Origin of the sequence: Pseudomonas silensiensis, from assembly GCF_050434865.1 — a bacterium.
In the GTDB taxonomy this organism is placed as follows: Bacteria; Pseudomonadota; Gammaproteobacteria; order Pseudomonadales; family Pseudomonadaceae; genus Aquipseudomonas; species Aquipseudomonas fluorescens_W.
This window is the reverse complement of the sequence record NZ_JBNDJH010000003.1, coordinates 57,031-82,592: the sequence shown is the minus strand read 5'-3', so window position 1 is coordinate 82,592 and position 25,562 is coordinate 57,031. Positions and strand designations below refer to the sequence as shown.

20 protein-coding genes are annotated in these 25,562 nt (G+C 59.0%); 10 read left to right on the top strand and 10 right to left on the bottom strand.

Going from position 1 to position 25,562, the window contains the following annotated elements; genetic code table 11:
• The 5 genes from QF010_RS04980 to QF010_RS04960 all read right to left on the bottom strand — a co-directional run bounded on the left by QF010_RS04980 (window position 1) and on the right by QF010_RS04960 (window position 8,100).
• The gene (locus QF010_RS04980; RefSeq protein ID WP_429532530.1) at window positions 1-636 is read right to left on the bottom strand and encodes a lysoplasmalogenase; all 636 of its coding nucleotides are present in this window, start codon (window positions 634-636) and stop codon (window positions 1-3) included.
• A 2-nt stretch (window positions 637-638) separates the two neighbouring features.
• Complete coding sequence (locus QF010_RS04975) at window positions 639-1,031, bottom strand: protease inhibitor I42 family protein (RefSeq protein WP_429532529.1); 393 nt, start codon at window positions 1,029-1,031, stop codon at window positions 639-641.
• Between the two features lie 122 nt (window positions 1,032-1,153).
• Entirely contained in the window at window positions 1,154-3,571 is a 2,418-nt protein-coding gene (lon, locus tag QF010_RS04970) for an endopeptidase La (RefSeq protein ID WP_429510993.1), read from the bottom strand.
• Window positions 3,572-4,093: 522 nt separating this feature from the next.
• The gene (locus QF010_RS04965) at window positions 4,094-6,505 is read right to left on the bottom strand and encodes a glucose/quinate/shikimate family membrane-bound PQQ-dependent dehydrogenase (RefSeq protein WP_429532528.1); all 2,412 of its coding nucleotides are present in this window, start codon (window positions 6,503-6,505) and stop codon (window positions 4,094-4,096) included.
• Window positions 6,506-6,717: 212 nt separating this feature from the next.
• Entirely contained in the window at window positions 6,718-8,100 is a 1,383-nt protein-coding gene (locus QF010_RS04960; protein WP_033057408.1) for a carbohydrate porin, read from the bottom strand.
• 283 nt (window positions 8,101-8,383) lie between these two features.
• Here QF010_RS04960 and QF010_RS04955 point away from each other — a divergent pair, with 283 nt between their 5' ends.
• Together QF010_RS04955 and QF010_RS04950 are read left to right on the top strand one after the other, a co-directional pair.
• On the top strand, window positions 8,384-8,614 hold the full coding sequence (locus QF010_RS04955; RefSeq protein WP_007944895.1) for a VF530 family protein: 231 nt from the start codon (window positions 8,384-8,386) through the stop codon (window positions 8,612-8,614).
• A 2-nt stretch (window positions 8,615-8,616) separates the two neighbouring features.
• A complete protein-coding gene (locus tag QF010_RS04950; protein WP_429532527.1) occupies window positions 8,617-9,273 on the top strand; it encodes a Pr6Pr family membrane protein in 657 nt (218 codons plus the stop codon).
• 15 nt (window positions 9,274-9,288) lie between these two features.
• Here the strand turns inward: QF010_RS04950 and QF010_RS04945 are convergent, their stop codons facing one another.
• Entirely contained in the window at window positions 9,289-10,074 is a 786-nt protein-coding gene (locus QF010_RS04945) for a siderophore-interacting protein (RefSeq protein ID WP_429532526.1), read from the bottom strand.
• On the bottom strand, window positions 10,071-10,646 hold the full coding sequence (locus QF010_RS04940; protein ID WP_429532525.1) for a PadR family transcriptional regulator: 576 nt from the start codon (window positions 10,644-10,646) through the stop codon (window positions 10,071-10,073). Before QF010_RS04940 ends, QF010_RS04945 begins: the two co-directional genes overlap by 4 nt.
• Window positions 10,647-11,163: 517 nt before the next feature.
• On the opposite strand from QF010_RS04940, the gene QF010_RS04935 reads away from it, so the two are divergent.
• The 5 genes from QF010_RS04935 (at window position 11,164) to QF010_RS04915 (ending at window position 16,819) form a co-directional block, all read left to right on the top strand.
• Window positions 11,164-11,670, top strand: coding sequence for a CS1 type fimbrial major subunit (locus QF010_RS04935; protein ID WP_429510987.1), 507 nt, complete (start codon window positions 11,164-11,166; stop codon window positions 11,668-11,670).
• A 100-nt stretch (window positions 11,671-11,770) separates the two neighbouring features.
• The gene (locus QF010_RS04930; RefSeq protein ID WP_429532630.1) at window positions 11,771-14,299 is read left to right on the top strand and encodes a CS1-pili formation C-terminal domain-containing protein; all 2,529 of its coding nucleotides are present in this window, start codon (window positions 11,771-11,773) and stop codon (window positions 14,297-14,299) included.
• A 2-nt stretch (window positions 14,300-14,301) separates the two neighbouring features.
• Window positions 14,302-15,537 (top strand): hypothetical protein, encoded by a 1,236-nt coding sequence (locus tag QF010_RS04925; protein WP_033057417.1) that lies wholly within the window; start codon window positions 14,302-14,304, stop codon window positions 15,535-15,537.
• Between the two features lie 53 nt (window positions 15,538-15,590).
• A complete protein-coding gene (locus QF010_RS04920; protein WP_033057418.1) occupies window positions 15,591-16,331 on the top strand; it encodes a pilus assembly protein in 741 nt (246 codons plus the stop codon).
• A complete protein-coding gene (locus tag QF010_RS04915; protein WP_231670541.1) occupies window positions 16,328-16,819 on the top strand; it encodes a CS1 type fimbrial major subunit in 492 nt (163 codons plus the stop codon). The genes QF010_RS04920 and QF010_RS04915 overlap by 4 nt, the downstream gene beginning before the upstream one ends.
• Before the next feature lie 109 nt (window positions 16,820-16,928).
• On the opposite strand, the gene QF010_RS04910 is transcribed toward QF010_RS04915, so the two are convergent.
• Window positions 16,929-20,066, bottom strand: a complete 3,138-nt coding sequence (locus QF010_RS04910; RefSeq protein ID WP_033057421.1) for a transglycosylase domain-containing protein — start codon at window positions 20,064-20,066, stop codon at window positions 16,929-16,931.
• Window positions 20,067-20,352: 286 nt separating this feature from the next.
• The gene (locus tag QF010_RS04905; protein ID WP_429532524.1) at window positions 20,353-20,793 is read right to left on the bottom strand and encodes an REP-associated tyrosine transposase; all 441 of its coding nucleotides are present in this window, start codon (window positions 20,791-20,793) and stop codon (window positions 20,353-20,355) included.
• Between the two features lie 615 nt (window positions 20,794-21,408).
• Between QF010_RS04905 and QF010_RS04900 the strand changes: the two genes are divergently transcribed.
• Complete coding sequence (locus QF010_RS04900; RefSeq protein WP_429532523.1) at window positions 21,409-22,827, top strand: amino acid permease; 1,419 nt, start codon at window positions 21,409-21,411, stop codon at window positions 22,825-22,827.
• A gap of 60 nt (window positions 22,828-22,887) precedes the next feature.
• Here the strand turns inward: QF010_RS04900 and QF010_RS04895 are convergent, their stop codons facing one another.
• A complete protein-coding gene (locus tag QF010_RS04895; protein WP_429532522.1) occupies window positions 22,888-24,012 on the bottom strand; it encodes an OpgC family protein in 1,125 nt (374 codons plus the stop codon).
• 237 nt (window positions 24,013-24,249) lie between these two features.
• On the opposite strand from QF010_RS04895, the gene QF010_RS04890 reads away from it, so the two are divergent.
• A complete protein-coding gene (locus QF010_RS04890; RefSeq protein ID WP_033057427.1) occupies window positions 24,250-24,624 on the top strand; it encodes a GtrA family protein in 375 nt (124 codons plus the stop codon).
• Window positions 24,621-25,562 carry a glycosyltransferase family 2 protein gene (locus QF010_RS04885; protein ID WP_429510980.1) on the top strand — a complete coding sequence of 314 codons (942 nt, stop codon included), beginning with the start codon at window positions 24,621-24,623 and terminating at the stop codon, window positions 25,560-25,562. The genes QF010_RS04890 and QF010_RS04885 overlap by 4 nt, the downstream gene beginning before the upstream one ends.

Sequence of the window (25,562 nt, the reverse complement as noted above, 5' to 3'; positions counted from 1 at the left end):
TCAGCGTTGTTCTTGAGAAAAGGCCGACGCCGTAATCCCCCATTGCCCCAGCCAATAGCTGAGGATTATTACGTAAGGCGCGGCATGAAACGGCGCGACGAATCGATTGATGCCAATCACGCTGTCGGAAAACACAAACGCCACCGCACCTGCCGCCGCCAGTAGCGCCGAGCGTTTGGGCACGTCAGTGCCGAGCCGGGCCAGCGCCCGCCAAAGCATGGCGCTGATGGCCAGACCGTAGACGATCACCGGGATGAGCAATGGACCCAGCCCATTGGAAATCAAGATGCCCAACAACACCGCGCCGACGCCCAAAGCGATGATCAACGGTAAAAGCGCCACGCGCCGGCAATCGCTCAAATAGGCCTTCAGATACGCCAAGTGGGCAACCAAAAACGCCCCGAGCCCAAACACAAACAAATCCCCCGGCCACGCCAGCAACACATCGCCGAGCAGGGAGAAAATCAATCCAAGGCTGATCCAGCGGCGATACTCGGTGGGCGGTGCATCATGCAACCAGCCGAGCAAGGCCAAAACCGGCAGCGGCTTGACCAGCAGGCAGAGCAACGCCGCATGCACGCTGACGCCGTAGAGGAACGTCACCGCGCCCATCAGCGCCAGAATCAGCCAGCCCACGATCAGTTAACCGAGATTGCGCAGTCGAAGGTTTGCACTGCCGGTACTTCCGGCGCCCATGGTTGTGAGTAGGTCAGGCGCAAACGGCCCGTGCCAGCGGCAAAGGATTGGAAGCGCCAGGTCGAGAGGCCGGCGCTACCGACGATCCCCACGTCTTCCGGATTGCTGTAAACCTCGGGGCTGAGTGCGCGCAAAACGCCACCGGCGGAATCCTGGATCGCCCAGCGGTAACCCGTGGTCGGGTTGCTTGGCAGGGTCAGGATCAGGTTTTGCCCGCTGTGCAGTTGCACCGGGCATTCGCTTTGTTTTTCCACGGTCACGTTCTGTTTCGGTTGCGTGGCGCACGCGGCCAGCAAGGAGAGGGCGAGGGGGACAAACAGGCGGGTGGGGGACATAAGGTCAGTGGCTCCGGCATTCACGACGAACGGCGAGCATAACCGAAGATGAGACAAATTGTGACGGCGCTACGGGAGATGATCGTTCCCACGCAGAGCGTGGGAACGATCAGTTACAGGGGTTAGAACAGAATTTTCGCCACATCCGCAAAGCGCTTGGCAAAGTGCACCGTAATCCCTTCCTTCAGATAATCCGGCAGTTCTTCAAAGCTACCGCGGTTTGGCTCCGGCAGAATCAATTCAAAGATCTTCTGCCGCCGCGCCGCAATCACCTTCTCGCGCACCCCGCCAATTGGCAGTACATGCCCGGTCAGCGTCAGTTCGCCGGTCATGGCGATGCCTTTTTTCGGCGCCTGGTTTCGGGCGAGCGAGAGCAGGGCGCTGGCCATGGTCACGCCGGCGCTCGGGCCGTCTTTCGGGGTGGCGCCTTCCGGGACGTGCAGGTGAACGAAGGCTTCATCGAAGAACTTCGGATCACCGCCAAACGACTTCAGGTTGGAGCTGACGTAGCTGTAGGCGATTTCTGCCGACTCTTTCATCACGTCACCCAATTGCCCGGTGAGTTTGAAACCACGGTTCAAAGTGTGAATACGTGTGGCTTCGATCGGCAAGGTCGCACCACCCATGCTGGTCCAGGCCAGCCCGGTGATGACGCCGGTACCGGACAGCACTTGCTCGTTACGGAACACCGGATGGCCGAGTGAGGCTTCGAGGTCTTTCGGGCCGAGCTTGATCACCGCTTTCGGCTCGTCGATCAGTTTCACAACGGCTTTGCGCACCAGTTTGCCCAGTTGTTTTTCCAACTGCCGCACGCCGGCTTCACGGGCGTATCCGTCGATCAACGCTTTGAGGGCGCTGTCGCTGATACTCAGGCTGCCTTTGGACACACCGGCCTTTTCCAGTTGCTTCGGCCACAGGTGACGTTTGGCGATGGCGATTTTTTCTTCGGTGATGTAACCCGACAGGCGAATCACTTCCATCCGGTCGAGCAACGGGCCGGGGATCGAATCCAGGGTGTTGGCGGTGCAGATGAACAGCACTTTCGACAGGTCCAGACGCAAGTCCAGGTAGTGGTCGAGGAATTCGACGTTCTGTTCCGGGTCGAGGGTTTCCAGCAGCGCCGAGGCCGGGTCGCCCTGGTAGCTCTGGCCCATCTTGTCGATCTCGTCGAGCATGATCACCGGGTTCATCACTTCGACATCTTTCAGCGCATGGACGAGTTTGCCCGGCTGCGCGCCGATGTACGTGCGGCGATGGCCCTTGATCTCGGCTTCATCGCGCATGCCACCGAGGCTGAAGCGGTAGAACGGCCGACCGAGGGATTCGGCGATGGATTTGCCGACACTGGTTTTACCCACGCCCGGCGGGCCGACCAGCAGCACGATGGAGCCGCTGATCTCGCCTTTGTAGGCACCGACGGCGAGGAACTCAAGGATGCGGTCCTTGATGTCGTCGAGGCCGGCATGGTGTTTGTCCAAGACCTTGCGCGCGTGCTTGAGGTCGAGTTTGTCCTCACCGTACACGCCCCACGGCACCGAGGTCGCCCAGTCGAGGTAGTTGCGGGTGACCGCATACTCCGGCGAACCGGTTTCGAGGATCGACAGCTTGTTCATTTCCTCTTCAATGCGTTTTTGCGCTTGAGCCGGCAAAACCTTGCCTTCCAGGCGTTGTTCGAACTGCTCAATGTCGGCGCTGCGGTCGTCCTTGGTCAGGCCCAGCTCTTGCTGGATGACCTTGAGTTGTTCCTTGAGGAAGAACTCGCGCTGATGCTCGCCGATCTTGCGGTTAACTTCGGCGGAAATTTCTTTCTGCAGGCGCGCGACTTCGACTTCCTTGCGCAGCATGGGCAGGACTTTTTCCATGCGTTTGAGCATGGGGACGCAGTCGAGCACTTCTTGCAGCTCGCTGCCGGTGGCCGATGTCAGGGCCGCGGCGAAGTCGGTCAGCGGCGACGGGTCGTTGGGGCTGAAGCGGTTGAGGTAGTTTTTCAGCTCTTCGCTGTACAGCGGGTTGAGCGGCAGCAGTTCCTTGATCGCGTTGATCAGCGCCATGCCGTAGGCCTTGACCTCATCGGTCGGCTCGGTGGGCTGGTGCGGGTATTCGACTTCCACCAGGTACGGCGGGCGATGGTGCTTGAGCCAGGTGCGGATGCGCACGCGAGTCAGGCCTTGGGCGACGAATTGCAGTTTGCCGTTTTCGCGACTGGCGTGATGCACCTTGACCAGGGTGCCGTAGAGCGGCAGGGCCGAGGTGTCGAAATGGCGCGGATCTTCCTGAGGCGTGTCCATGTAGAACAGGGCCAGGGAGTGGTGATCGGATTTGCTCACCAGGTCGAGGGTTTCGGCCCACGGTTCTTCATTGACGATGACCGGCAGTACTTGGGCCGGGAAGAACGGGCGGTTGTGGATCGGGATGATGTAGACCTTGTCCGGCAGGTTCTGGCCTGGCAGGGCGAGGCCTTTGCCGGTGGAGTGGTGTTCGGCGTTCTCTGGGTCGGCGTATTCGCTCGGGTCTTCGGGAAATTCTTGCTGGTCGCTCATGGGGCACCTGCGCAATGGGGTATGGGTCTTAGATGGGGCAGGTGGGGGGTGGTTTCAATGGCAGGGGATATTTCTGGGTGTGTGTTCAGGGTTTTGACAGGTGCGGTTGACGTGGCGCGGATCAACGTTGGTAGAGGCGCCGATGGAGGTAGTCACAGGTTGACGGACAGGCTCAGGGCGTGAAGGGGCGGGTGAATCAAGATCAAGAGCTGCAGGCGAGCTAACGCTCGGCCTGATGAGTGGTGAGAAGCCTCGGGTGTACACCGTCCCACTGTGGGAGCGGGCTTGCTCGCGAAGGCGGCCTGACAGCCGATCAATATCTTGCAGATGTACCCAATTCAACTGTAGGAGCGAGCCTGCTCGCGATAGCCATTGTTCATTCAATATTGATGTCGACAGACACACCGCTATCGCGAGCAGGCTCGCTCCCACAGGGGATGTGCGGTGGATCGGAAATCCAGCGGCCAGAAAAAAAGGCGACCCCCTCACAGGAGTCGCCTTTCCTTTAACCGCCGCTAAAACTTACTCGGACAGTTTATACGCAATCACATAGTCACCTTGCTTGGTGCCCAGCGACCCATGACCACCTGCAACAACAAGCACGTATTGCTTGCCGTCCTTGCCGGTGTAGGTCATCGGAGTGGTTTGCGCGCCGGCTGGCAGGCGGCCTTCCCACAGTTGCTTGCCGTTTTTCACGTCGTAGGCGCGCAGGTACTGGTCGAGGGTGCCGCTCAGGAAACCAACGCCGCCAGCCGTGACGAAGGTACCGCCCAGGCTAGGCACGCCCATGCTCAACGGGATCGGAACCGGTGAGCTGTCGCGCACGGTGCCGTTTTTGTGTTTCCAGATGATTTTGCTGGTGGTCAGGTCGACCGCTGTCACGTAACCCCAGGCCGGTGCCTGGCACGGCAGGCCCAGTGGCGAGAGCAGGGGTTCGAGGATGACGCCGTATGGCGCGCCTTTGTTGGGCTGCACGCCTTCGGTTTCGCTTTTGCGCGGGCCTTGGGCGGCGATTTCGGCGGCCGGGATCAATTTCGATTTGAACGCCATGTAGTCCGGGTTCATGAAAGCAATCTGACGCACCGGGTCAACCGAGATACCGCCCCAGTCGAACACGCCGAAGTTGCCTGGATAAACGATCGAACCTTGCAGCGATGGCGGCGTGAACGGGCCGTCGTAGCGCATGGATTTGAAGTCGATCCGGCAGATCAGTTGGTCGAACGGGGTGACGCCCCACATGTCGTGCTCTTTCAGCGGCGGCGGCATCAGGTTCAGGTCGGACTTCGGCTGGGTTGGCGAAGTGTGATCACCTTCGACAGCGCCTTGCGGCACCGGCACTTCGTTGATCGGCACGATCGCTTTACCGGTGCTGCGGTCCAGCACGTAGATGCTGCCTTGCTTGGTGGACGCGAGTACCGCTGGCTTCACGCCGTCAGCCGTTTTCAGGTCCATCAGGGTTGGCTGGCCGCCGACGTCCATGTCCCACAGGTCATGGTGGGTGAACTGGAAGTGCCAGCGCACTTTACCGGTGGCGATGTCGAGGGCGGTCAGGCCGGCGGCGTGCAGTTCCGATTCAGGGGTACGCGCACCACCGAACTGGTCCGGGGTCTGGTTGCCCATTGGCAGGTAAAGCATGCCGAGTTTTTCGTCGACGGCGAACATGGACCACATGTTCGGCGAGTTGCGGGTGTAGACCTTGCCTTCAGCAATCGGCGTGGTGTCGTCCGGGTTGCCGCTGTCCCAGTTCCACACCAGTTTGCCGGTGTGCACGTCGAACGCGCGGATCACGCCGCTTGGCTCGTCGGTGGAAACGTTGTCGGTCACGTGGCCGCCAATCACCACCAGGTCTTTAGTGACCGCTGGAGGTGAGGTGGAGTAGTAACCGCCCGCCGTGAAGCCGCCGATGTTGGCGCGCAGATCAACCTGGCCCTTGTCGCCAAAGTCTTCGCACATCTTGCCGGTGTCGGCGTCGAGGGCGATCAGACGGGTGTCGGCAGTCGGCAGGAAAATGCGACGCGGGCAAACGCTGCTGACCGGCGCAGGGCTGGCGGCACCAGTCGGGCTTTGCTCGGAGGCGTAGGCGGCGTCATCGTGATACGTCACGCCACGGCAGGTCATGTGCGCCCAACCCTTGAAGTTCGCCGCATTTTGCGTGGAGAGCTTCGGATCGAAACGCCAGATTTCCTTGCCGGTGTCCGGGTCCAGCGCGATCACCTGGCTGTGCGGCGTGCAGACGTAGAGCATGCCGTTGACTTTCAGCGGGGTGTTTTCGGCAGTGGTTTCGCCCGGGTCGTTCGGCCCTGGCAGGTCGCCGGTGCGGAAGGTCCAGGCCGGAACGAGCTTGTTCGCGTTCTGCGGGGTGATCTGCGCCAGTGGCGAGTAACGATCGCCGTGAGCGCTGCGGCCGTAGGAATTCCAGTCACCGTCGGGCATGGCCGGGGCGGTGTTGGTCATGCCCGGCACGCCGTCGCGGTCCAGTTGGCCTTTGATTTCACCGGGGTTGGTGAACTGGCTGGCCAGCGCGGCAACACCGGCAATCACCACGGCAGCGCTCAGCGCACCCGTGCCGACCGGATTGAACTCACCGAGATGCAGCGGGCGGCGGACCCACGGCAGCAGCAGGACGATACCGAGGGCAAACAACATCGCCAGACGCGGCACCAGTTGCCACCAATCGAGGCCGACTTCCCACAGGGCCCAAACGGTGCTGGCGAACAGCACCACTGCGTACAGCCCCAGCGCAGAGCGGCGGGCAGCGATCAGCAGCCCCCCTGTCAGCGCGAGGCCGATACCGGCCAGCAGGTAATACAGCGAGCCGCCGAGCATGCTCAGCTTGATCCCCCCGGCCAGCATGGCCAGGCCCATTAGCAGAAGCAGGATACCGAGCAGGCTCGGCAGCAGACGGCTTCGACTCAAAGCACCATCAGTGCTCATAGTGTGGTTCTCCGTGACGTTTTAAGTAGTCCCGCGCAAGTTCACTGTAGATGACGATCCGGTGCGGGCAGGGTTCATATAAAAATGGTTGGGTTGATGCATTCCCTGTAGGAGTGAGCCTGCTCGCGATAGCGGTGGGTCAGACAACATCAATATTGGCTGTGCTGGCCTTATCGCGAGCAAGCTCGCTCCCACAGGGTTTGTGGTGTTGGTTAGAACGAGGACTGGATCTTGATCCCGCCAATCAGCGCGTCATCGACCTGGTCCACGCCACCGGGGTGGCGGATGTATTGCAGGTTCGGGCGCACGGTCAGCCAGTTCGTGACGTGCACGCCGTAATAGAGTTCGGCGCTGTATTCGGTGTCCTGCGGTGGCAGGAAGGACGGGTCGTTGTAGTCGAAGACCGCGCGGGCCTGATTGGTCGCCTCGGCGTTCTTGCGAAAGGCCGGGTTGACGTGAACGCGGGCCAGGGCGAAACCGATGTCGTCCTTGGCGCGTGCATCGAACAAGCCTTTGTAGACGACACCTGCCTGGACATAGTTGTCGATGGCGTTGGTCTTCTTGTCGTGCATCGTGCCGTTGGCGAACACGCTCAGGCCGCGGGAGTTGTCGCTGGCGCGGCTGGTCAATTGCTGCTGCACACCCAGCCACACCCCGTGTTTGCTCGACGCGCTGCGGTAAGCCTCGCCGCTCAGGGCGGCCGGCTGACCGTTGCTGTCCTTGTAAACGTCGGTGGCGTTGGCACTGCTGTAGTAATAGCCGGCGCGGTATTCACCCGGCAGGCCGTTGAGCTTCGGTGACCACACCAGTTCCACCGGCAGGATCGCACCCTGGGTGCCACTGCCGCTGAGCTTGAAGCCATTGTCGCGATCGAGGTTCGACGGGTTCTGCTCATACGCTCCGATCTGCGCATACAGCTCCGGCGTCAGGTGATATTTGACCCGCATCGCCCACTGGCTGACCGGCCAGTTGTACCAGATGCCGCCGACCCAGTTGCCGACTTGCGAGCCGCAGAACGCCAGGTTCTGGAAGTCGCAGGGGAAGCTGTTGAAGTCTTCGCCTTCGCCAAAACGACCGACCTTGATGTCGAGCTTTTGATCGAAGAATTTCTGCTGATACCACATCTGCGTCAGGCGCCAGGTTTGTCCGCGACCCCAGACTTCCTGAGCCGAGGTGAACCCGCCTACGCGCGGATCATTGATGCGGTCGTTGCTGATGTTGTTGCCGTTGCGCTCGGTGATGGTCAGCTGAAATTCGGCGTCGTCCCAGCCCAGAATCTTCTGCAGGTCCATGTGGGTGCCGAGGCCAAACTGGTCGCTGTAGCGAGCGGTGCGGTCATGGTCGTAGCCGCCGTGCAGATTGCTGCCCATTTCGCCGGTGTAATCGACTTTGAAGTCGTAGCCTTTTTCCGAAAGTTCGGTGCGCGTGCCGTTCCAGTCGCCGAGCATCCACGGCGAATCACTATCGAAAGCCGGAGCGGCCTGGGTGCAAGTAGCGAGGCCCAGCGCGGTGAATCCGCCGATCAGGTTCAGGGCTTTTCGATGGGCAATAGCGGTGCAGACAGCGCTGTCTCGCGGAGTTTGAAAATAAGGCATAGGGGAAGTAATTCTGGGTCTTTTTCTGGGAAATGAACTGAAGCGGCAGTATGTCGCGGGCAGCGGAAGCGTTTCAGCTTGACGGGCGCAAGGATAATGTCCTGTTACAAATAGAGAAAGCGCTTTTAACGACATGAATTCTTTCGTATTCGGTAACAGTGCCGGGAGGCGATCTTTGCGGGTTCACCTACATTTAACAGATAGCGCACAGAGCCCTTCCACCTGACCAGCCCCTCGGCTAAGGTGCGCGGCTTCCCATTCTTTCACCGCTCGAAGGCCCGGCATGACCGAACAGAACAACAACCCGCTGCACGGCGTGACGCTGGAGCAAATCCTCAACGCGCTGGTTGAACACTACGAATGGTCGGGGCTGGCCGAGCGCATCGATATCCGCTGCTTCAAGAGTGATCCGAGCATCAAGTCGAGCCTGACCTTCCTGCGCAAAACTCCGTGGGCGCGGGAGAAGGTCGAACGCTTGTACGTGAAGTTGATGCGCACCAAGCGACCGGTCTGAGCATGGTCAACCCACCGACGCCAGGTTCTGCCGCGAGGCGTCGTTTTGTCGCTGTGGCGGCGGTGCTCGGCTGGGCGGGACTGGCCATTCAGCTGTACCTGATTTTCTACTCACGCTGGACGCTGGCAGCCAGCCTGCTCGGTGGGCTGATCAGCTTCTTCAGCTATTTCACCGTGCTGAGCAATACGCTGGTGGCGACCGTGCTGACGTGTGAGCTGACGTCCCGCGAGTCGGCCGCGCGACGCTGGTTTTTACAGCCGTGGGTCAGTAGCGGCATTGCCGTGAGCATCGCCGTGGTCGGCCTGGGGTACAACGTGTTGTTGCGCCATTTATGGCATCCGCAAGGCTGGCAATGGCTGGCCGATGAGCTGATGCATGACGTCATGCCACTGCTGTTTCTGGCGTATTGGTGGTGCTGTGTACCGAAAGGCACATTGCGACTGCGGCATGTCGCGGCGTGGGTGATCTATCCCGTGGTGTATTTCGCATACTCGTTGTGGCGCGGGCATCTGCTGGCGGTTTATCCCTATCCGTTCATTGATGTCGCCAAGCTGGGTTATCCACAGGTGTTTGTGAATGCCGGGGGGTTATTGGTGGGGTTTGTGGTGATTGCCTTGCTAGTGATGGGGATCGACCGTCAGCTTGGGCGGCGCCGATAGCGCCGCCAGCCAGAATCAATCTTCGTCGCTGTCATCCAGCCGCCAGTAGCCGACGGCTTTGACGGACTGCTCGCTAAGCCCGTGTTCATCCAGCAACACCCGGCGTATCTGCCGCGATACTTTGCTCTCGGTCGCCACCCATGCGTACAGATTGCCGCTGGGCACCTGCAGCTGCTTCACAGTCTTGAGCAAGTTGTTCCGACCGCCCTCGCGCAATACCCAGATCACATTGATCTGCGCGGCGCTTTCCAGTCGTTGCTGTTCGGCGCCGTTCTCGACTTCCACGATCACCAATGCACGGCGATTGGCTGCCAGGCCTTCCAGCCGCCGAGCGATCGCGGGCAGGGCGGTTTCGTCTCCAATCAGCAAGTAGCTGTCGAAGATGTCCGGCACGATCATCGAGCCCCGTGGGCCGCCGATGTGCAGGAATTGGCCGGGTTTGGCCTGCTCGGCCCAAGTCGCGGCAGGGCCGTCGCCGTGCAGCACGAAGTCGATGTCCAGTTCCAATGCGTCGAGGTCAATGCGCCGCGGGGTGTAATCACGCATCGCCGGCATCGGCCCGTTGTCTTTGCCGGCACCGAGCACCAGGGTTTCCAGGGCGGCTTGTTCCGCCGCGTTTTGAGGGAACAACAGTTTGACGTGGTCGTCCGTGCCGAGACTGACGAAGCCCGCCAACTCCGGTCCACCCAGCGTGATGCGGCGCATGCGCGGCGTCAGGTCGACCACCCGCACGACTTGCAGCCGACGGCGTTTGATTTCATGCATGACGCGGTGAATGGTTTGCACGATCACTTCAGTCATTCGGCTTGCTCCTGAGCGGGTTGAACGGCAGAGCCATCGACGATGGCTTTAGCGGTGTTGTTGAGCAGGTCGCGCACCCGCAGGATTTCTTCCGGGCTCCAGCGGCCGTGATGCATCTGCAAGGCATGACGCAAGTTATGCACTGCTTCGTGGATCTCGGCGGGGCGGTCATGGCCGCGCAATGAGCGCTTGCTGACCTCGATGCGCATCCGTACGCCATCCAGTGCGATCGCCTGGTCGCTTAACGACAGTCGCCCGGCGTCGGTGATGGTGTAGCGTTTTTTCCCGCCTTCGGCGTCGCCCAGGATCATTTCGCTTTCTTCAAGGAAGGTCAGGGTCGGGTAAATCACACCGGGGCTGGGGCTGTACGCGCCGTCGAACATGCTTTCGATCTGGCGGATCAGGTCGTAGCCATGGCAGGGCTGCTCGGCGATCAGCGCCAGCAGCAGCAGTTTCAGGTCACCGGGGGCGAACACCCGCGGGCCTCGGCCACCCCGTTCGCGGCCGGGGCGCTTCTCAAAGCCGTCGTGGCCGTCACCGTGTTCGCGGTGGGGGGAATGATGGTCTCTCATTTTCTGCTTGCTCTCGTCGTGTTTAGATACAACTTAAGATATATCTTATCTGAAGATCAATGCCCCCCGACGAATGGCTTTCCACCCGCTTGCCCGGCAGGCCCCGCCGAAAAACCTATTGATTGGAAAAGTCAGCGCTTTTAGTTGAAGTAAATAAGTTGAATTAGTGCAAACTCTCTAATTGATTCATCGGAGCCAATATTTGCGGTAGATGTGGTACTTGTCTTACAGATGCTAGTTAGTGAGTGTGAACCATTAATTGCCGAGTCTCCGCGCTTTGTAGTCTGTCTCTTACAGCAGTACTTTCTCTTTTGCGTTATTTAGAGTTTTTTCACTCGGGCGTTATAGCACTATGGTTACAGGGGTTTAGGAACTTTCCGGCTTACTTTCCGGAACAATTGATCGACTATTCCCGGCGTCGAAATGAGGCAAATCACCATCATCTCGTAAGCGGTGGCGGCTAAGGCAGCTTGTTCAATTCGACGGCCCGATCAATTTGAAAAACAGGTAAAGAATAATGTTCAAGAAACTCGCAATCGTCTCCCCGCTGGCTGTGTTGGCACTGAACACTTCCATGGCATTTGCTGTTGAGCCCATCTCGCAATCCATTAACGTACGTGCATTCGTTCCGACGGCCACCTTTAACGTTGCGCCGCAGGATGTCGACTTCGGCAAGGACCTGGAAATTGTCCTGGTCGATAACAACGACAGCAGTGCCGGTTTTCGACCTGTGAGTGCCGTTCATAACCTCAAGCACACCGATCCGAAAGGCGCGATTAATGCTTACATCGAGGGTGGTCAGGCTGCTGCGACCCTCTACAATGGCACTAGCGGTATTCCAATGGCGGTTTACATGGGCGGTGTTATGTTGACTGACGACTCTGTGGAAATCGTCAACGAAACGGACTCCGTCGCCGGCGTACAACGCGCAATGTCGATCAGGACCGCCACGCCGACGAAAAGCCAGACCGGTAACTTTGCCGGGACGTTCACCGTCGTTTATGAACCTGTCATCAAGCCGTGATTTACACGCATTAGTTGTTTGATGGTGTAAACCGAAAGGTCGTCGTTATCGGCGGCCTGTCGGATCTTTTTTAAGTTTCCGAAACTTGAGTATTTCGTTCATGTTCCCGATGACGCCGATCGCGGCTGCGCTTATTTTGTGGGCGTGCGCAAGTGCAAGTGCATTAGCTGCGCCCACTAAAGACAGTACAACTCCTAGAGGTTTGCTCGCACAAGCCAAAGGTTTGCCTGCGGAATTCGAAGAGCACTTTTTTGACGTGCCGCTGGCTGTTCGGGTGGAACTGGACCAACAAAATCTGGGTGAGGCGATGATTGTTTTAACGCGCGATGATCGCATCACCTTGCTTGAATTCACCGATAGCAGCGACAGTCACTTCAATGCCAGTGAACGTGAAGTCTGGTCGGCTTACTTGCAAAAAGGCGTGGCCTTGGGCGCCTGCGAAGGCAGTTGCCCAGAGCAGATGCTGGCCGTGCATTACAACCTGGCTAATTCGCTGGTATCGATCGTTACTGAAAACGCTGAGCGCGACACTGAAGCCAAACGCCACTACGAGTTGCCCGAAGGCGGCAGCAGTGGCCTGATCTTGCACAACCAGATGAACCTCAACGGTGGGCAGGGGCAGGATCTGGGCGGTCGTTATGGTCTTGAGGCCAGCGGCAGCCTGGGCAACTGGACCCAAAGCGTGAACATGCAACTGGCTCGCCTGGGGGGCCAGGATGACAAGCTCTATCACGCGGTGTACGAACTCTACAGCCAGCGCGAATTGCAGGGCACGTTTGTGCGCCTGGGGTATTTCACCCCTAACTCCGAGGGTTTGAGTCGCCAGCCGCGTGCGTTTGGTGCCAGCCCGGATACCGCGATCGGCGTGATGTACGGCAGTTCCGACAGCCTGGCGGTCAACACCCCCACACCCAGCGTCTACCCGATTTACGTCACGGCCAATCGTCTGGGGTCGGTGGAAATCTATCGCAACGGTTTGTTGATCAATACCCAGCCGGTACCTGCCGGTTTACAGACCCTCGATACCCGGCCATTGCCCGGCGGTATTTATGAAGTCGAAATACGCCTGATCGAAGACGGCCAGATCACCTCCACCACCCAGGAACTGGTTTACAAGCCCAACAACTGGCGTAACCACGATGAACGCTGGCGCTACAACCTGTTTGCCGGTCGCGAAAGCAAACTGCTGAGCAACTGGGAGCAACAGGCCGAGGGCGACATGACGGCCGGTGCCGCGTTCAACTTCCTGTTGCACCCACGGGTGATCCTTGGGATGTCGGGGCGTCAGGTTCGCGACTCATTGCAATTGGGCACCTCGGTCGACTGGACGGTGGCCAACAACGCCAGCCTGTTCGCCAACGTCTATCAAACCCAGAACCACGGCACTGGCCTCGATTTACAAACGCTCTACAGCTATGGCTCGGGCAACGTGGTGGCCAGTCACAATCGTAGTTGGCTGGATACGCGCAACACTTACGAAACCCTGCCCGACGGTACGCGCATTCGTCAGCGTAATGTTTTCAACGGCCAAACCAGCAATTCGTCGTTATCGCTGAGCCATCGTTTGAGCCAGCGCACCTCGCTCAACGCCCGCGTGTCGCATAGCGAAGGCAACGTCGAGGGCATGGGCCTGGACCTGGGATGGAGTCAGCGCGGCAACCTGTTTGGCAGCGATGCCAATTGGCGATTTACCGTATTTGATCGACCGGGCAGTGTCAGCAGCGGCAATGACCGCAACCGGGGCGTGGACCTGAGCGTCAGCCTGGCCCTTGGGGCACCGGGGGAGCAAATCTCCGGCAGCATCGGTTCGCGTACGTCGCGCGATGGCGGGCGCGACAACAATGCATCGCTGACTTACCGCAAAGACCTGCAAAACCATGTGCTGCAAAGCGTCTCGGCCACCGGTATTACCGACACTTACGGTGTGGGCGTGTCCGGCACCGCGAATTTCATGACGGACACCCTGATAGGCGACGCCTTCGTCCAACGCTCTTCTTTCAGCGACGACTTCACCGGCGGCCTGAACTTGAACAGCACCTTGGCCGTGGGCGGTCAGAAAATCGCTCTCACCAGCCAGCACACTGGACGCGGCGCCGGGATGATTATCGATGTGGAGTCGGACGTGGATGGCATCGCCCTGCGTGCCGACGACCTGAGCGGCGCCAGCACGGCCCTGCGCCCAGGGCGCAACTTTGTGCCGATTACGGCTTACAAGAACAGCTCCGTGAGCTTCGATTTCGAAGGCAATCACGTGCCGGCCGCCACCATTCAACCGGCCCGCATGAACTACCACCTGAACAAGGGCGGCGTGGCTTATCGCAAGGTGCAGGTGATGAGAACCGTGAGCGTGCTCGGTCGCTTGGTCGACCCTCAGGGCCAACCGCTCAGAGGGCATCACATCATCAACCACGCCAGTCGGGGTGTGACCGAGGTCGACGGGTTCTTTTCGATGGAAATGAACGCCGGTTCGCCGACGCTGGAAGTGCGTTCAGGCAATCAACTGCTGTGTCAGTTCCGTCTTGATCCGGGCAAGGCCCGCGTCGAGCAGGATGTTCTGATGATTGGCGACTTGCGTTGCACGCCGGACACGCTCGCCGACTCGACTCTCAATGTTCAAAAGGCGGGGTGATGATGAAAAAGCAGTTTGAGCAAGGCATTCGGGGCTTGCTGTTAATCGGCATGCTGTTCGCTGACCCAGCACGCGCCGTGACCCATGAGATCACGGCAGTGTTTCGGCCAGATCCTAATAATCCTCAGGTGAATAAATTCAAGAACACCACCCCCATCAGTTCCATTTGCCGGGGGCATATTCCGACTCAATGCGAGCGGCTGGGGATTTTCAGTCTGCGAGATGAGGCCTTTAGGGCGCTGGCCTCTGGACCGATGCCTGCACTGGCGGCGGGGCCTGATTCTCGACGTGCGGCAATGTTCAAGGTGCCGTCGGAATTTCGACCTGTGCAAGTCACCCATGTCGGTACCGGCGAAGTGGCGACGGTTGAGGTGCGTATTGCCGGGATTGGAAGCCATTGGAGATCACCTGGCGTAGGGGTTTGGGCTTGGCCTGGCGTTAGTTGGGACCGACCCTGGCGGGCGCCGCCATCGCCCTGTGTTGCAACGGGCTTCTTTACGGCGGATATCAAAAATGCCAACTTTTTCTGGGTGGTGCCGGAAGGTGCCGGCGCTTGTACGGTCACTCCAGGAATCGAAATCCCGTCTCTGGAATATCGTACGCTCGAATATGCCTACGAACTTAAAACACCCAAGCCGCTGGAAATGTCCACCGGGCAATATGTCGGCAGCCTGACCTACACGATGGTCCCAGGGGGCGATTTCGATTTTGGCGACATCATGATCCCGGTGGATAGCCAAATGACCTTCAACTTCACCCTGAATGTCGAGCACACCCTCAAGGTGGAAGTGCCTCCGGGTGGTAACCGGGTTGAGTTGGTCCCTCAAGGTGGCTGGCAGGCCTGGTTGCAACGCAACCGAAAACCGGAGCGTTTGTTCCGGGATCAGACCTTCAATCTGTCGGCCTCCAGCCGCTTCAAGATGCGCCTCGAGTGTCAGTACGGCGACGGTGGTAACACCTGCATGGTGTATGACCTGAACTCCGGGGGCGCGGTGCCTGTGGACATCGCCGTCACGCTGCCCAACGGCATGACCGACGCGGCTGGTCAACCGGTCAACCGACGCCGGTTGTTGCTTGATGGCAGCGGCACCGAACTCTTTCAACCCGGTCATTACGTTGATCGAAAACCGGGCACCCTGCACTTCGAAATCGCCCGCCCGGCAGTCGAGGAAATGCTCACCGGTTCCGCCAAAACCTACTCCGGAAACGTCACGGTGATCTGGGATTCTGAAATCTGATTATCCAGACCGCCTGCCCCCGCCCCCTGTTATATGACCAAGAGGACAAGCACATGAACTATCGATGGGCACTGCCGTTTGCAGGATTGTTGCCGCTGATCGCCCACGCCGGACCGGCAATCAATGTAGGGGTGGTTTACGACTACCTGGACGGGGATAAAAGTACTTACCTGAAACGGGTATTCAATGGCGGTGACAGTACGGCCTTCGTCAAGGTCAACATTCTGGAAATCATCTACGACGCCCAGGGTAAACCCCAAGAAGTGGAGCTCAAGCCGCAAAGCGACGCGGCTTCCCGAGACGGCCTGATGGCCAGCCCGGCGCGGTTGATTGTCCCGGCCAACGGCATGCAGGGTACGCGACTGCTGTTCATGGGCCCGCGTGATCGCGAGCGCTATTTTCGGGTGCGCTTTGTCCCGGTCGTCCCCGAAAAAGAAGACGAATTCGCGATCCCCGCCGAAGAGCGGGAGCAATACAAGCAATCACTGTCGGCCGGGGTCAATGTGCTGGCGGGCTACGGCACGATTTTTTTCGTGCGCCCCAAGGACACACGCTATAGCACTCAAATTGACGACGGCGCCGTTAGCTATACGTTGACCAATAAGGGTAATACGGTGGTGGTGGTCGACGAGTTCAAGGACTGCGCAGTCAAGGATGAAAACGACTGCCGTCCTGTGATCAAAAGTCATGTGATGCCAGGCAAGGCCTTCAGCTTCGAGAAGCAGGCTGGTCGGCACTACAACTTCACGCTGGTGGAAGGTAGTGAGCTGAAAAAGCATGAGGTGAAAGGGTGAATCGTTACCCGGGACCAGGGATTGGCACGATGGTGGGGGCAGCCTTGCTGCTGGTCAGCAGCCTGGCGTGGGGCATCCGTGAAGAAGAGGTATTTCATGTCTCGGTCACCATCCCCAACCATGCGTTCTATGTGCTGCCGGTGAACGCGGGGTTTCTGGAGCAGGAACAGGTCATGCACTGGAATCCGGTAACCGCCCAATTGCGTTCGTTGCGCGAACCGTTCGATGTGAAGAATGTGAACGGCAGCATTTCTGCACGGTTGGCGGCGATGCCTTACCTGTTCAATGGGCGCGAGCGTATCGAGCTGAACGTGCGGTTCAACCGGGAGTTGTTGTCCTTGCTCGATACGCCGGTGATCAATGACGAACAGGCGCGTGCCGGGCAGCGGGTACAGCTGGAGATCGAGGCGGTGAAGCCGGCCGATGGTTACGTCCCCGGTTCGTACTTCGGGACGGTGCACCTGATGTTCGAAGCGGTGAATCCATGAGTGTGTGGCATCTAACCGGGGGGCCATAGCGGCGGTGCTTGGCATGGCGACCACACCGGTGCTGGGTGAAACAAGGGACTCATTTAATATTGCAATGCATACCCATTATTCAATGCTGTTTATCCGCTGCGGCTACTTTCGACGCTTCAACCGGGAGACAGCGTGACGCGCTGCCCGGTTGCAAATAGGGCGTGAGGATCGGCGCCATCCCCTTGAGCACTTGCACGGGCAGGGCCGAGGTGAACTTGAACGTTTCGGCCGATTGCCCGGGCACGAACGCCGTCATCGTGCCGAAGTGACGATCGCCGATGTAGAACACGAAAGTCGCGGTGCGGTTAATGGATTTCGAACTCAGAATTCGCCCACCCGAACCGAAGGCTTCGATGCGGTTATCGCCCGTACCGGTTTTGCCGCCCATGGCCAACGGTTTGCCATCGGGCGTTACGAAGCTGCCGGAGATGCGTTTGGCTGTGCCGGCATCCACCACCTGCGACAACGCTTCGCGCATGGCGGCGGCGACTTCGGAAGGCATCACCCGTTTACCGACATCCGGGTCATTGATCAGTTTGGTTTCGTACGGCGTGTTCGCTGCGAAGTGCAGGCTGTCGATGCGCAACGTCGGCATGCGCACGCCGTCATTGAGGATGGTACCGATCAATTCCGCCAAGGCTGCGGGGCGATCGCCGGAACTGCCGATGGCGGTGGCCAGCGACGGTACCAGGTGATCGAACGGGTAGCCGACTTTCTGCCAGCGCTGGTGAATGTCGAGGAACGCCTCGATCTCCAGAATGGTGCGAATGCGGCTGTCGCGGGCCCCCTTGTGACGGCTTTTGAACAGCCAGCTGTAGACTTCCTGGCGTTCGAACTGGCTGGCTTTGACGATCTGGCTGAACTTGGCATCGGGGTTGTTCAACAAGTAGCCGATCAACCATAGATCCAGCGGGTGAACCTTGGCGATGAAGCCCTGGTCCGGCAGGTCGTAGGCGCCAGGGCCGTAGCTTTCGTAGAGCCGTTGAAGGCGTTCGTCGGTCAGTTTCTCGGTGAGCTTGGCGCCGGAGAGGTGCGAGCGCACGAACATGTTGAAGCTTTCCTGACTGGCCTGTGGCAACAGATAACGATGCACCGCGGCCATGCGGATCGGGGTCGGGCGCATGCCGTCGAGGAAGGTCTCGAGCCGCGCCTGGGTGTCCTTGTTCTTGTACCTCTTCCAGAACTTCAGCAGGAACGACGTGCCTTCGCGGTCGGCGAACGAGGCCAGGTATTCCTGACGCCGAGGGTCGCGGTCGTCCTTGAGCAGTTCGGCGCTGCTGCTGGGGCCGGAATACGTGGTGTAGCGCACCAGGTCACGCATCAACCGAATGAACGGCAGGTTGATCGACTCCCGCAGGGCATCACGCAGGGTAGGGAGGCGGCCGTTGTCTTCTTTGCGAAAGTTAACGAATGTGTGCAGCCCGCCACCGGTGAAAAAAGCTTCGCCGGGGCTGGCCGAGTATTTGCGATCCAGGGCCGCGCCGAGCATGGCTGGCAAGTTACGGTCTTTGTTCTGGATCAGGTAATCGACGGCCCAGCGACTCAGGCGGTCCTGTTCAGGGACGTCGACCTTCTTCAGTTCCGGGACGGTCATCGTTGCGTATTTATCGTGCAACTCGGCCATGATCTGCAAATAGGTGGTCAGCACACGCATCTTGGCGGTGGAGCCCAGTTCCAGCTTGCTGCCTTCATTGATATCGAACGGCTGGTCGGTGCTGTCGGTCTGTACCCGCACCCGCGAGCCGTCCGGGGTCAGTTCGAACAGCGTGAAGCTGTAGCGCACTTGGGCGGTACTGGTGGGGGTCAGCAGGCGTTCGCCCATCAAGCCGATCTGCGCCGCAAACACAGGGTCGGCCAGATGCTTCAGGTACTCGGTAGCCTGGGCTTGCAACTCGCCTTGCAGGGTGCTGGTGGCGGAGAGATCAAGGCGATCGAGGTCGTACAGCGGACGGTTGAGCAACCCGCCCAGACGACTGCGTGCCACGCTGATGCCCTTGTTGGTTTCGATCGGCTGAATGGTCGGCTGTGTCTGCCAGTCGCGATAGGTCACTTTGCTGGCCAATGCCGATGCGGCGAGTGGCGCATCGATCACGCCATTCAGTGCCAGCAGGCGAATGTGGCTGTCGGTGAGTTCGGCCAGTTCATCGCGGCCCTTGGTCAGGTAGTGGGAAGGACGGCGCTGGGCAATCATCAAAGACAGCATCTCACGCAGGGCCAGACCTTTTTCCGACATGCTTTTCGGATCTGTCTCCTTGCTGGCCAGCCGCTCGTTCGCCTGGTTGAAATCGGCGCCGTACCAGACGCGCAAACCTTCGGCCATGCCATGCACTTCACCGTGGCCCGGTACTGCCGACAGGGGCACGCTGTTTAGGTAATCGCGAATCACGTTCTGCCGGGCTTCGAGGGTGTCCGGTCCGGCCTGATAGGCGCGCACACTGGCAGAAATCATCTGACGGATTTTTTCCGCACCGGACACGGTCAGGCCATCGGGTGAGTGCCGGTACTTCTCAAGTTGCGTTGCCAGGGTACTGCCGCCCGCCGACTGGCCCGGCAAGTGCATTAACTTGGCGACCTGTGACCACGCCGCCATGCCGAACCGAGGCCAATCCACGGCAGGGTTGGCCCGGGGCTGACGGGGATCGAGCAGAAAGCGGTTTTCGATGAACAGCAAACTGTTGACCACCACCGGGGGGATCGCTGCAAAGCTTGAATACAGTTGTTGTGGGTATTTGTACTGGTAAAGCGGTGCCGCACGGCAATCGGTGATCGACAACCCAGCCTGGATTTTCTCCGCGTAGGGCACGAAAAAGCCCTTGTCGGTGTAGTCCATCAACTTTTTGGAAAACCGGGTCTGGGACTCCACGACGTAGTCACGCTTGATCAGTCGCGGCAGGAATTCACCCAGGGAGCTATAACCCAGACGCAGGTCGAAAGGACCGGCACCGGGATAGTGAATGGCATCGCTGGGACCGGGTTTCAGCTCGTAGCTCAGGGTGGCGGCGTATTGGCTGAGTTCCCGGGATTGAAACTTTGACGTGCGCATTTCCTTGGCCGCGGCCAGCCCCAGGACAATCAGTATTATCAGCAACAACAACCAGAACGCCCCCCACCCGTGCTTTGTGCGACTGCGAGGGGGTTTTTCAGGTATAGGCGCTTCATCCACACATTCAGTCGGAACCACATTCTTTCTCGGATCTGTTTGCCACAAAACGCCCATAGTCGACTGATCCATTCACGCAGATTGAGAGGACTTGTCTGAAGCTTAGACGGTGGTTGGCCTCGGTGAAAAAATTGTGAATACACAAATATCGAATTCCCATCATTCCTTGTGGTGAGGGAGCTTGCTCCCGCTGGGTCGCGAAGCGGTCCTAAACCCTGCAACCGCGGTTGGTCTGATAAATGCGGTTCACAGATTTTGCGACTGCTGCGCAGCCGAGCGGGAGCAAGCTCCCTCGCCACAATGCAAAGTAATCTTCAGGAAGTGTTTAGAGCCAGCAGGCATCTCAGAGCGGGTAATCACCGATTTTTTCCACCAGGCCTGCACGTAATGGATTTGCGACGATGTATCGAGCGAACGGCAGGAGTTCTTCGCCATCTCGAATTGCCCGGTCGTGATAGCCGGTTTGCCAGAAGGCCCCTCGGCGGTTTGACGCTTGGTTAATTGTGAGAGTACTGCGTGATTTGATGGCCTGCATGAGTTGCGCCAAGGTGCGTTGTTCGAGTTGCACCAGCCAATGGAAGTGATCCGGCATGACGACCCAGGCTATCGAGTTGACCCATTCCTGTTCATGAGCTCGCCTGAGTTCGGCGACCAGCAAACGACCCAACCGCCAATCGGTGAAAATGCAGCAGCGCTGATGAGTAACCGCAGTAATCAGATAGGCCCGACCCTGTTCTGAACAGCGTCCATGGCGTAACAGATGTGAATTTGGGCGTGGATGCATTCCTTTGCGTCCTTATTTAAGTATTTGTTCGAATTCACCTTAGCTATCCAATCATTCCCAAGTGGCTGCAACTCCTGAGTGAAATTTCTGAAACTTTCGAAGGAGATTCCTGTGGCGAGGGAGCTTGCTCCCGCTGGGCTGCGAAGCGGCCCTAAACCCTGCAATCGTGATCGGTCTGACAAATATGGATTACAGGTGTTGCGACTGCTGCGCAGTCGAGCGGGAGCAAGCTCCCTCGCCACAGTATTGATGTGTGCTGGAATGGTTGAGCTAGAGCCATCACCGTGCGAATGCTGGCTGGATAGGGGCATGACGATGCACCATTACCGTGCAATACTCCGCGCCGTTTAAGTTACGAATAATCCCGCTTTAGGCAGGTAATGCCCCTCCGCAAACCGTGCTTTTCCCGAGAGTTCTCGCTGAATGTTGTGGTTTATAGAGTGAAAAACCCTGTAAGAAGCTTTTTATACTGCACGCCCCGCTGATCTTGCAGGTTTTGTCCTACAAGACGGGTTTGCCCACGAAGCAGGCCCGGTTTCAGAAAAGCATTGGCTTACCGGTCAACGCTTCGACACTCGGTGGTCATATCCAATAACAAGACGAGGTTGTACCCCTATGCCAGGCAATCACCTGCCCCATGGCGAGACCGCTCAAGGCGGCCCGCTCAAACGCGAACTCGGCGAACGGCATATTCGCTTGATGGCGCTCGGTGCCTGTATCGGCGTCGGTCTGTTCCTCGGTTCGGCCAAGGCCATCGAGATGGCTGGCCCGGCAATCATGCTGTCCTACATCATCGGCGGTCTGGCGATCCTGGTGATCATGCGCGCCCTCGGCGAAATGGCGGTGCACAACCCGGTCGCCGGCTCCTTCAGCCGTTATGCTCAAGACTACCTCGGCCCATTGGCGGGCTTCCTGACCGGTTGGAATTACTGGTTTCTGTGGCTGGTGACCTGCGTGGCGGAAATCACCGCGGTGGCGGTGTACATGGGCGTCTGGTTCCCCGATGTGCCGCGCTGGATCTGGGCACTCGCTGCGTTGATCAGCATGGGCTCGATCAACCTGATCGCGGTGAAAGCCTTCGGTGAGTTCGAGTTCTGGTTCGCCCTGATCAAGATCGTCACCATCATTGCGATGGTGCTCGGCGGTATCGGCGTGATCGCTTTCGGCTTCGGCAACGACGGCGTGGCGCTGGGGATTTCCAATCTCTGGGCGCACGGCGGCTTCATGCCCAACGGCGTGCAAGGCGTGTTGATGTCCCTGCAAATGGTGATGTTTGCTTACCTCGGCGTCGAGATGATCGGCCTGACCGCCGGTGAAGCGAAGAACCCGCAGAAGACCATTCCCAATGCGATCGGCTCGGTGTTCTGGCGGATTCTGTTGTTCTACGTCGGCGCGTTGTTCGTGATTCTGTCGATCTACCCGTGGAACGAAATCGGCACCCAGGGCAGCCCGTTCGTGATGACCTTCGAGCGCCTGGGCATCAAGACCGCCGCCGGCATCATCAACTTCGTGGTGATCACCGCGGCGCTGTCGTCCTGCAACGGCGGCATCTTCAGCACCGGGCGCATGCTCTACAGCCTGGCGCAGAACGGCCAGGCCCCGGCCGGTTTTGCCAAGACCTCGAACAATGGCGTGCCGCGTCGCGCCTTGCTGCTGTCGATCGGTGCCTTGTTGCTGGGTGTGCTGCTCAACTACCTGGTGCCTGAAAAAGTCTTCGTCTGGGTGACGGCGATTGCCACCTTCGGCGCGATCTGGACCTGGGTGATGATCCTGCTGGCCCAACTCAAGTTCCGCCAAGGCCTGAGCGCCAGCGAACGTGCCGGCCTGAAATACAAGATGTGGCTGTACCCGGTCAGCTCGTACCTGGCGCTGGCGTTTTTGGTGCTGGTGGTCGGCCTGATGGCGTACTTCCCGGACACTCGCGTGGCGCTCTATGTGGGCCCGGCGTTCCTGGTCCTGCTGACGGTGTTGTTCTACGTGTTCAAGCTGCAACCGACCAATGTGTCGCAGGGTGCGGTGCGTTCGGCTTCGTAAGACGTAACGCCTGAAATGAAAAAGCCCCGGTCCATTGGCCGGGGCTTTTGCGTTTGGATCTTAAGCGGCCGCCACCGACATTGGCCGATTCAACCGCTTGTTGAAATCCAGCCACGCCCCCAGCAACGCCATCACCCCGGCACCCACCAACGCTGTGAAAACCTGCATGGCAAACGCATCGTCGGTCAGGGCGTTGAGCATGTCCGCCAAGGGTGCCAACAGCACGCCGAGGCAGAAAACTTCCAGTGAGTAGCGCCCCATACGGCAGCATTGCTGCGCCAGCCAGTTTTGCGTCCAGCCGTTGCCGGGCAAGAGCCTGGCGGTGACATAAGCCAGCGCCAGGAAGTGCAGCAGACGGACCGGCGACAGATCGGTCTTGCTGATCGGGTACAGCAGGTTGCTCAGGCTGGCGGGCATCACGGCATCGTGTATTTCCGGCCAGCGCCAGGAGACGGTAATCACGCCGGTCACCACCACGTACACCGCCGCGCTGACAAACAAGGGCTGGCGCAACAGCGGGCGAGTGTCGGGCAACCGTGGCCGCAGCCCGTGAATCGCCGCAAAGCCGCCGAGGATAAACAGCAGTTGCCAGGTGACGGGGTTGAAGTACCACACACCGTCCTTGATGGCCGCAAGGTTCCAGCCAAACCGCGGTGCCAGCAAGTACACCGCCAATGACACCGCGACGACCGCCCACGGCTTGCGCACCAGCAACGGCAGGACCAGTGGCAATCCCGCCAGCAGCACGATGTATAGCGGCAGCGGGTCCATCAGGTTCGGCTTGAAGCGCAGCAGTAACTCATCCGTCAACGCTTGCTGGGGGTTGGTGATGAAGTGATGCAGGCCCATTTCCTCCACCAGATCGCGGGTTTCCACATGGCTGTTGGCGAAGAACACGATGCCCATCAGCATGGCCAGCAGGAAAATATGGACCACGTAGAGCACCCAGGCGCGCCGCAGAATCTTCACGCAGGCGATCAGGTAACCATCGCGCCCAAGGATTTTGCCGTAAGCCAGAACGGCCGCGTAGCCGGCGAGAAACACGAATATTTCTGCGGCATCGCTGAATCCGACATTGCGCAGGGTGATTTGGCCAAGGGGGTTTTGAGGCACGTGATCCCAAAAAATGAAAATCAGTGCCAGGCCGCGAAAAAAGTCGATTCGGTGATCGCGCTCAAACGTCATGACGGCGGGCTCGTGAACGGGTGTTGAGATAAGGAGTAACCGAGGTGCCAAAGGTAGCGCGGCACATCGGCGGCGCGCAGGGTGGCGTGATTCGCGGGTAATTGCAAAACCGGGATATTACGGGATGTCTCCTGGCGTTGAGGCAAGCCCTGACCGCTGGTCTGAAAGGCGGTCCAACCTGTGATTTCTGACAGTAGACAGGTTCAAAGTTTTATGACGTGAAACAGGAGGCTCACCATGAAACTTTTGTGGAAAGGATTTTCCAGCTACACGGTGGTCGGGGTCGCCAACACCCTGATCCACTGGCAAATCTTCTTCCTGCTGAGCGTGGGGGCCGGCTTCAGTCAGGCTGTCAGCAACCTGGCAGCCTTCTGCGTTGCCGCCTCGTTTTCCTTCTATATGAACGCGCTGTACACCTTCGATGCCAAGGCGTCGGTCGGCGGTTATCTTCTATTCTTGGGAGCCATGGGGGCGCTGAGTCTGGGCGTCGGCCATGCAGGCGACGTGTGGAGACTTCACGGCCTGCTGACGGTGGCTATCTTTTCAGCATTGAGCCTGGTGCTCGGCTTTCTGTTTTCAAAGTACGTGGTCTTTCGCGAGCGTAACGCATGAAAGTCTCGTTGATCGTTCCGGTATTCAATGAAGAACAGGCGATCAGCCTGTTCTATCAGGCCGTGCGTCGCGAGTTGAGGCTTGACCAGGCTGAGGTCGAGATCGTGTTCATCAACGATGGCAGTTCCGACCGCACGGCTGAAGAGGTCAAGGCCCTGGCGCAAGCCGATGAACAAGTTCTACTGATCAACTTCTCGCGCAACTTCGGCAAGGAACCGGCGTTGTTCGCCGGCCTGGAATATGCCACCGGCGATGCGGTGATTCCCATGGATGTCGATTTGCAGGACCCGATCAGCGTCATCCCGCGATTGATTGGCGAATGGCAAAAAGGCGCGGATGTGGTGCTCGCCAAACGCCGGAATCGCACCGCCGATAGTTACCTGAAACGCCACAGCGCATCGCTGTTCTACCGTGTGCTGAACCGTATCGCTTACACCCGCATCGAAGAAAACGTCGGGGATTTTCGTCTGATGGACCGCAAGGTGGTCGACGTGATTCGCGCGCTTCCCGAGCACCAGTTGTTCATGAAAGGCGTGCTGTCATGGGCCGGGTTCACCACCGTGGTGGTGGAGTACGAGCGAGCCGAGCGAGTGGCGGGCACCAGCAAGTTCAATGGCTGGAAGCTCTGGAACCTGGCGCTGGAAGGCGTGACCTCGTTCAGTACGGTGCCGTTGCGCTTATGGACTTACATTGGTGGCGGCATTTCGATCTTCGCGGTGCTCTACGCGGTGTACATGGTGCTGGACAAGATTTTCTTCGGCAACAGCGTCCCTGGTTACCCGTCGCTGATGACGGCCATTCTGTTTCTCGGCGGCGTGCAACTGATCGGCATCGGCATCCTCGGTGAGTACGTCGGCCGCATCTACATCGAAGCCAAACATCGGCCGCGTTATGTGGTGAAAGACATCGTCGGCGGCAAAGACCGGCTCGGGATTTAG